We start from the raw sequence: 5,991 nt of genomic DNA on the forward strand, positions 1-5,991 counted from the left end.
AACCGAGCCGTTCGGCGACGGTTTCCACCCGTTCGCCCTCGCGCAGCCACAGCCGGGCCTGGTGCATGCGCACCCCTGCCACGTAGCGCGCCGGCGTTTCGCCGACGACGCGCAGAAACCGTTCGGCAAAACCCGATCGCGACGCGCCCATCAGCCTCGCCAGAGCGGCCACGGTCCAGTCACGGTCCGGCTGCAGATGGATGGCGGCGAGCACGCGGCCGACCTCCGGATTGCGCACTGCCGCAATCCAGCCGGTCGTGTCGCCGCAACCGTGTTCGACCCAGGTGCGGATCAGCGTCGCGGTCAGCACGTCGGCAAGCCGTGCGAGAATGCCGCCGGCGCCGACCCGGTCCATGTCCACCTCGCGCGCCATGGCGTCGAGAAGATGCGGGATCGACGGCTCGTTCCTGGCGAGATCACTGGTCAGCATCGCCTCCGGCATCAGTTGAAGCAGCGGATGCAGCTTGTCGATGTTGAAGCGCATCGAAGCCGTCAGCGCCACGGTGCCGCCGCAGGCATCGGCGCATTGCACGTCGAACACGCCCTGGCAGACCTCCTTGCGGCCGAACCGGCCGAAAGGCAGCGGCGGGATGCCGGGGGCGCTCGCCAGCACATGTCCATCGCCGCGCGGCAGAAGAGCCGCATCCCCCGCCCGCAATTCCAGCCATTCGCCGGAGGGCGTCTGCAACCATGCGGAGCCCGATGAAATGAAGTGGAAACGCGCCGCCTCCTGCGCGGGAAAGGAGGTCGCCCAGGGCTCGGGAAGCCGGCAGCGGCCGTATTCGACACCGTCGAGCCGCAGGCCCCGCAGCATCTCGGTCAGAGGATCGGAGGGGTCTATCGATGGTTCTTTGGACGAATGGTCAAGCATATCGGATTTTCTAGCATGGAAACTACAGACTGTCACGCCTAAGTCTAATCCATCCTCCCGGCACGGCCTTCCGTGCCACCTCCCAAGACAGGACATGACTATGACTAACAGCATTTTTGAAGAGGACGATGTCGTGCGCGACACGTCGTCCCCGAACACATCGGCCAAGGCCCGGTGGGACGCGGTCATCGCGCTCACCCTCGGCGTCTTCGGCCTCGTGACGGCAGAGTTCCTGCCGGCGAGCCTGCTCACCCCGATCTCCGCCGATCTCGGCATCAGTTCCGGCGTTGCGGGCCAGACCGTTACGGTGACGGCGGTCGTCGCAGCTTTTGCCGGCCCCGGCGTCGTCATCGGCACCCGCAGCTTCAACCGGCGCTGGACGCTGTTCGGGCTGACCGCCCTGCTCATCCTCTCCTGCGCGCTGGCGGCCCTTGCCAACGGCCTGACCCTGCTCCTCGTGTCGCGCGTCCTGCTCGGCGTCGGGCTTGGCGGCTTCTGGGCCATGGCCGGGGCGCTTGCCATGCGACTCGTGCCCATGAACCACCTGCCGCGCGCCATGGCGATGATCTTCACCGGCGTCTCGGTGGCGACCGTTATGGCTGCACCGCTCGGCGCCTATATCGGCTCCACGCTCGGCTGGCGGGCGGCCTTCGTGCTCGCCGGCGCTGTCGGCGTGCTGGCGCTCATCGCGCAACTCGTCACCGTACCCTCGCTGCCGCCTGCCGGACATGCCGGGCTCGGCACGCTGGCGGAAGTCCTCAAGCGGCCGAAGATCCGTATCGGCCTGATCGCCACCCTTCTCATCGTCGCCGGCCATTTTGCGGGCTTCACCTATATCCGCCCCTATCTGGAAGACGTTCCGCGGCTTAACGTCGAGATGGTCTCGCTCCTCCTGCTCGCCTATGGCGTCGGCGGCTTCTTCGGCAATATCGTTGGCGGCATGATCACCGAACGCAGCTCGACGCTCGGCGTCGTCTTCGCCTCCGGCCTGATCGCCGTTTCCGCCGTGCTCCTCGTCTCCCTCGGGGCTTCGACGACGGCCGCGGCGGTCGCCATCACGCTCTGGGGTTTTGCCTTCGGCGCGCTGCCGGTCAGCATCCAGAGCTACATCACCCGGGCCGCCCCTGACGAGGCGGAAAGCGCCGGCGCGTTGCTGCTGACGACCTTCCAGATCGCCATATCCAGCGGCGCCGTACTCGGCGGCCTGCTGATCGACGCTCAGGGACCGCTCGGCGTCATGACCTTCCTTGGCATCGCAGCCATTCTCGGTGCGTCGGTGATGGTCGCACGCGGCGGACGCCAGGTCCAACTCAGCCAGGGCTGAACCGAACACGACTATCGGCTGCGGTCAGTTGCGCAGCCGATAACCCGTCTTGAAGATCCAGCCCAGGATCGACAGGCAGATGACCAGGAAGAGGGTGATCATCCCGAGGCTCACCATCGGGTTGACGTCGGCAATCTCGTAGAAACTCCAGCGGAAGCCGGAGACGAGATAAAGGACCGGGTTGAAATGGCTGACCGTCTGCCAGAAGGGCGGCAGCATGTTGATCGAATAGAAGCTGCCGCCGAGGAATGTCAAAGGCGGCACGACCAGCATCGGGATGACGTTGAGCTGCTCGAAATTCTTCGCCCAGATGCCGATGATAAAACCGAACATGCTGAAGGTGACCGCCGTCAGCACCAGGAAAAGCACCATCATGAACGGGTGGGCGATGTGAATGTCGACGAAGAACGAGGCGGTGGCGAGGATGATCAGGCCGATAATCAGCCCCTTGGTCGCCGCAGCACCGACATAACCGACGATGATCTCGGTCATCGCAACCGGCGCCGACAGGATTTCGTAGATCGTGCCGGTGAATTTCGGGAAATAGATGCCGATCGAGCCGTTGCTGATACATTGCGTCAGCAGCGTCAGCATGATCAGGCCGGGCGTGATGAACGACCCGTAGGAAACGCCCTCGACCGTCTGGATGCGCGAACCGATCGCGGTGCCGAAGACGATGAAATAGAGCGAGGTGGTGATGACCGGCGAAATGACGCTCTGCAGCAGCGTGCGCCGCAGCCGGGCCATCTCGAAGACATAGATCGACTTGATCGCTTCGAAATTCATGCGTCTTCTCCCACCAGTGCCACGAAAATATCCTCAAGCGAGCTCTGTCGCGTGGAAAGATCGCGGAAATGAATGTCCTGGGCGGCGAGCGTCGACAGCAGCGATGCAATCGTGCCCTGCCCTTCCTCTCCCTGGTATTCGTGGATCAGTGCCGTGCCGTCTTCGGAAAGCGTCAGGTTGTAGGCAGCGAGGCTTTCCGGCAATACCTTCAGCGGCTCGGACAGTTCGAGCCGGAGTTGCTTGCGGCCGAGCTTCTTCATCAGCGCCGCCTTTTCCTCGATCAGCAGCAGCTTGCCGCCGTTGATGACGCCCACCCGGTCGGCGATCTCTTCCGCCTCCTCGATATAGTGGGTGGTGAGGATGATGGTGACGCCGCTTTCACGCAGCTTCTCGACCAGCTGCCACATCTCGCGGCGCAGGTTGACGTCGACGCCGGCGGTCGGTTCGTCGAGGAACAGGATTTTCGGTTCATGGGCGAGCGCCTTGGCGATCATCACCCGCCGCTTCATGCCGCCCGAAAGTTCGCGCAGCATGTTGTCCTTCTTGTTCCAGAGCGACAATTCCTTCAGCACCCTCTCGACCAGCGCCGGATCGGGCTTCTTGCCATAGACGCCGCGGGAAAAGCTGACCGTATTCCACACCGTCTCGAACATGTCGGTCGTCAATTCCTGCGGCACCAGGCCGATCAGCGACCGCGTCTGGCGGAAATCCCTGATGACGTCGTGGCCGCCCACCATGACCTTGCCGGTTGAAGGATTGACGAGGCCGCAGATGATCGAGATCAGCGTCGTCTTGCCGGCGCCGTTCGGGCCGAGCAGCGCGAGGATCTCGCCTTCCTCGATTTCCAGGTCGATGCCCTTCAGCGCCTGGAACCCGTTCTCGTAGGTCTTGGTAAGTTTATCTATGGAAACGACTGAGGCCATGCGGAACGGTTCTTCCCAAGGATTCTATTTGCGGGATGCGCCGCGAATATAGGCACCCCAACCTTCGAAACCATCCCTTGTGGAAGAATATTGCTGACGGTTTCGGAGGATAATCGACGGGAAGTGCCGCTCCGAGATGACGATCAGGTCTCGACCGCGATATCTCAACCGAAGAAACCGCCGCTGTCATTTTTCCGTGACGTTCCTACAGCATTGTCCCCTCAGGCAAGCAACGGTCCCGCCCTTTACGCCGCACGTAACCTCTCGCGCGACCGTCATGACCATAGTGTTTTAGTCTTTCTCGTTTTCCGCTTGCCGCATGCGTATTGTTTTCAAGTATGAGTTCTTCAGTAACCGGAAGCACGGCTCCTCCCCGCGAGCCCGACCTCCACTCTCGCCGGCTCCCTGAGCCGGCTTTCTTTTTTGTGGTTCAAGCCAATTCCGTTCGGGTGGCCGGGTGAGACCCGACGCGCGATGGGCATGGTCTGCGCGTCGGGTCTCGTGCCGCAGTAGGGGTAAAGCCTGGGGGGCGGACTGCGGCGCCATCACTCTTGCGTCGCCGCTGCTTATGGTTCCAGTTTGGTTGCCGCATATGGTTTAAGGAGCGTTAATGTCCACAGGCTCGCCGCAATCGCCATATCCGAAGCGGAAGCTCAGGTCCTGCGTCTGCCGGGCAGCGCATGCCGCCATGCCGTTTCCAGAGCGTCGCGGAGGTCCGCCTTTTCGAGTTCGGAAAGAATCGCCGTCGTCCAGCCCTGACGGCCCCAGGCGTTCTGGACCGGCGAAAAAGCATGCGGCAGCATCTCGCATTTGAACTGCTGCTCGTCGGGCGTGAACTTGAAATTCGCGGTCAGGCCATCGGCCGCAAGCGTCGCGAAGATGCGCCTGACCTTGAACGCCGACCGGTCGAAATGCGGTGCCTCGGACGTTCCTTCGAGCGAGAGGGCCAGACTGCGGAGCATGTCGGCATCGGCCATCGTCTGACCTCAGTCGCAATAGCGCTTGCCGCCCCTGCGGGAGCGCAGGTCGAAGTGAAAATGGTTCCAGTGTTCCGCATTGCTGCCCGGACCGAGCACGGTGCTGAAATACTTGCAGCTGTCGCTGCGCACCGCCTTCAGGAGACCGCCCTCGCGCATCGAGAACAGGCCCTTCTTGCGCACGTCGATCTCATGGCCGTCCTTCAGCACGATCTGGCCGATGTCGATGGCGTTGCCTTTGGCATGCTCGGACATCGGATTGTTGCGCTGGTTGCTGTTGTTCATCCGCCGGCAGGAATAACCGCCCATTGGCACGATCTTCTGGATGCCGGTCAGATAGCGGTAACGGGCGGAAGGCGCGAGCTCGTTCTTTACCCATTTGGCAAAGGCGAGCGTCGTCTGGCAGTTCAGCGTGACGGCCGGCTTGACGTCGACATTGCCGGACAGGCCGGAGAGTTTCACCGGATAAGGCACCCTGCAGCTCGGGCCTGCGTCGATGGGCGGCCGGTCGTCGAATTCGACGCCGAGACGGCGCAGTTCGGCGCGGCAGCTGACCTCCGACTGCGGCATCACATCGCGCTGCCAGGGCATGTCGCGCTGGCTCATCGGGCCGCTGTCGATCATCGGATTGTTGGGCCGCAGCATTGCTACCTGCTGCGTGCCGGCCGCCGATCTGCTGCCGGGCGGCGCAATGTTTGGCTGGTTGCCCCAGGCCATATTGCTGTTGCGGTTCGAAAGATCGCCCTGGAGGCCGGCGCCCTGGCGCTTCGGGGGCACCAGCACGCGGTCGTCGTTCATGGGTTGGGAGATCGGCTGGCGGCGCGACTGCAGCGCGCGGGGATTGTCGGTGCCGATGCCGTCGACGACGGGCTGGTCGCCGACACCTTCGGCGATATCGGAATCCTCTTCCGCGGCAAGCCCCGTGACGTCGCTCTCGTCGGGTCCGAAACCGAGTTCGGCATCGATGTTGACGCCGTCTTCCGGAATGGTCGTCGGCCCGGCATTGCGGGTCGTGTTGCGCTGTCGGGCAGAGGCCTGCTGCTGCATCGCCTCGTCGCTGTCGATCATCGGCAGGCGGCCCTGGCGCGCGCCGGGTGCCTGCTGCGACAT

The 5,991-nt window shown here is 63.3% G+C and carries 6 protein-coding genes; 1 reads left to right on the forward strand and 5 read right to left on the reverse strand.

The features are described 5' to 3' along the window. The coding region (locus MOV63_RS31795; protein ID WP_247039730.1) for a cupin domain-containing protein at positions 1-871 on the reverse strand (871 nt) is incomplete at its 3' end. Between the two features lie 100 nt (positions 872-971). On the opposite strand from MOV63_RS31795, the gene MOV63_RS31800 reads away from it, so the two are divergent. Then, positions 972-2,195: an MFS transporter gene (locus tag MOV63_RS31800; RefSeq protein ID WP_247039733.1), complete on the forward strand. Its 1,224-nt coding sequence runs from the start codon at positions 972-974 to the stop codon at positions 2,193-2,195. A gap of 24 nt (positions 2,196-2,219) precedes the next feature. Here MOV63_RS31800 and MOV63_RS31805 read toward each other — a convergent pair whose 3' ends face one another. From MOV63_RS31805 to MOV63_RS31820, 4 genes are all read right to left on the reverse strand, one after another. After that, a complete protein-coding gene (locus MOV63_RS31805; RefSeq protein WP_038542707.1) occupies positions 2,220-2,981 on the reverse strand; it encodes an ABC transporter permease in 762 nt (253 codons plus the stop codon). Further along, positions 2,978-3,904, reverse strand: coding sequence for an ABC transporter ATP-binding protein (locus MOV63_RS31810; protein WP_247039734.1), 927 nt, complete (start codon positions 3,902-3,904; stop codon positions 2,978-2,980). Before MOV63_RS31810 ends, MOV63_RS31805 begins: the two co-directional genes overlap by 4 nt. A 653-nt stretch (positions 3,905-4,557) precedes the next feature. Then, the gene (locus tag MOV63_RS31815) at positions 4,558-4,881 is read right to left on the reverse strand and encodes an MmcQ/YjbR family DNA-binding protein (RefSeq protein ID WP_247039736.1); all 324 of its coding nucleotides are present in this window, start codon (positions 4,879-4,881) and stop codon (positions 4,558-4,560) included. A gap of 9 nt (positions 4,882-4,890) precedes the next feature. After that, on the reverse strand, positions 4,891-5,991 hold a 1,101-nt coding region (locus MOV63_RS31820; protein ID WP_247039738.1), incomplete at its 5' end, for an extensin family protein.

Source organism: Neorhizobium sp. SHOUNA12A (genome assembly GCF_023006505.1).
Lineage (GTDB): Bacteria > Pseudomonadota > Alphaproteobacteria > Rhizobiales > Rhizobiaceae > Neorhizobium.

Coding starts and splice junctions, on each gene's coding strand:
- MOV63_RS31800 (WP_247039733.1), top strand. CDS start 972: ATGACTAACAGCATTTTTGAAGAGGACGATGTCGTGCGCGACACGTCG.
- MOV63_RS31805 (WP_038542707.1), bottom strand. CDS start 2,981: ATGAATTTCGAAGCGATCAAGTCGATCTATGTCTTCGAGATGGCCCGG.
- MOV63_RS31810 (WP_247039734.1), bottom strand. CDS start 3,904: ATGGCCTCAGTCGTTTCCATAGATAAACTTACCAAGACCTACGAGAAC.
- MOV63_RS31815 (WP_247039736.1), bottom strand. CDS start 4,881: ATGGCCGATGCCGACATGCTCCGCAGTCTGGCCCTCTCGCTCGAAGGA.